This is a genomic window from uncultured Meiothermus sp. (assembly GCF_937863175.1).
Classification (GTDB): domain Bacteria; phylum Deinococcota; class Deinococci; order Deinococcales; family Thermaceae; genus Meiothermus.
In genome coordinates, this window is record NZ_CALMCQ010000202.1 from 1 (window position 1) to 1208 (window position 1208).

Here is a 1208-nt window from a genome sequence, read left to right on the forward strand (position 1 = left end):
GTATCGGGCTGGGTATGCCTTTCGCCTCGTCCATACCGCATATGATAAAAGCCTACCAGCCACATGGTGGCTATGGCATACGCCACTCCCTGGTGGTAAAGTCACGGCGATGAACCGCAAAGACGGGCGAGAAGCCCACGAACTCCGCCCCCTGTCGGTTCGGGTGGGCTATGTGCACTATGCCGAAGGGTCGGCCCTGGTAGAACTGGGAAATACCCGGGTGCTGGTGAATGTCTCCCTTACCGAGGGCGTACCCCGCCATGTCTCGGGACGCGAAGGCTGGCTAATGGCGGAGTACAGCCTGTTGCCGCGCTCGACGAAGGAGCGCAAAGAGCGCGAGCGGCAGAAAATTTCAGGTCGCACGGCGGAGATTCAGCGGTTTCTGGGCCGGGCCTTCCGGGCTGTACTGGACTTGAGCTTGCTGCCGGGCAAGACCGTGGTGATTGATGCCGATGTGATCCAGGCCGATGGCGGAACCCGTGTGGCCTCGCTGCTAGGAGGCTATGCCGCACTGCATATTGCGATGGATCGGCTGGTGAACCAGGGCAGGATTGACGAGTGGCCCCTGACCGAGTTTGCAGCAGTGAGCGTGGGTTGGATGGGTGAAAAGGCTTTGTTGCTTGACCTGACCCAGGTTGAAGACGAAAATGCCTGGGCCGATCTGACGGTGGTTGCCACCCAATCGGGCGACATCATCGAGCTACACGGAGCTGGAGAGGGCCGCCCGGTGCCCAAGGCAACCTATCAGGCCATGTTGGAACTGGGGCTGGCTCAAATTCCCGAGATGGTGCGGCGGGTGCACGGGCAGCTAAGAAATCGTAGTTGATTGGGGGAATAGGGGAGAGTGGGTACGCAGGGGATATACCGTTGCGCATTGTCGGACGCAGGCCATGGGTTTCTGATCCTGGACGGTCGGCTCCTAATCCTATCCTTCCCTTCAATCTACGGCTAAAATGGTTTAGAGATGCGTCTGTTGATTGCTACCTCCAACCCAGGTAAATACCGCGAGATCAAGGAAGGGCTTGCACCGCTGGGCTGGACACTGTTTTCCTTGCTCGACCATCCCTTCAAAATGCCGCCCGAGGAGGGCTCCACCTTCGAAGACAATGCAGTGCTGAAGGCGGCTTTTGCGGCCAAGCACAGTGGTATGCCGACCCTGGCTGACGACTCGGGGCTGGTAGTGGCCGCCCTGGGGGGGGAGCCTGGGG

The 1208-nt window shown here is 59.8% G+C and carries 2 protein-coding genes; both read left to right on the forward strand.

Annotated elements, in window-relative coordinates; genetic code table 11:
• The first annotated feature begins 109 nt into the window (after nt 1–109).
• Nucleotides 110–826 carry a ribonuclease PH gene (gene rph / locus Q0288_RS07945; RefSeq protein ID WP_299429361.1) on the forward strand — a complete coding sequence of 239 codons (717 nt, stop codon included), beginning with the start codon at nt 110–112 and terminating at the stop codon, nt 824–826.
• A 138-nt stretch (nt 827–964) separates the two neighbouring features.
• Nucleotides 965–1208: non-canonical purine NTP pyrophosphatase (locus tag Q0288_RS07950; RefSeq protein WP_299429362.1), on the forward strand; the 244-nt coding region annotated here is incomplete at its 3' end.

What these genes read in the sequence shown, in the direction of transcription:
- rph (WP_299429361.1), top strand. Translation starts at nt 110, where the DNA reads ATGAACCGCAAAGACGGGCGAGAAGCCCACGAACTCCGCCCCCTGTCG.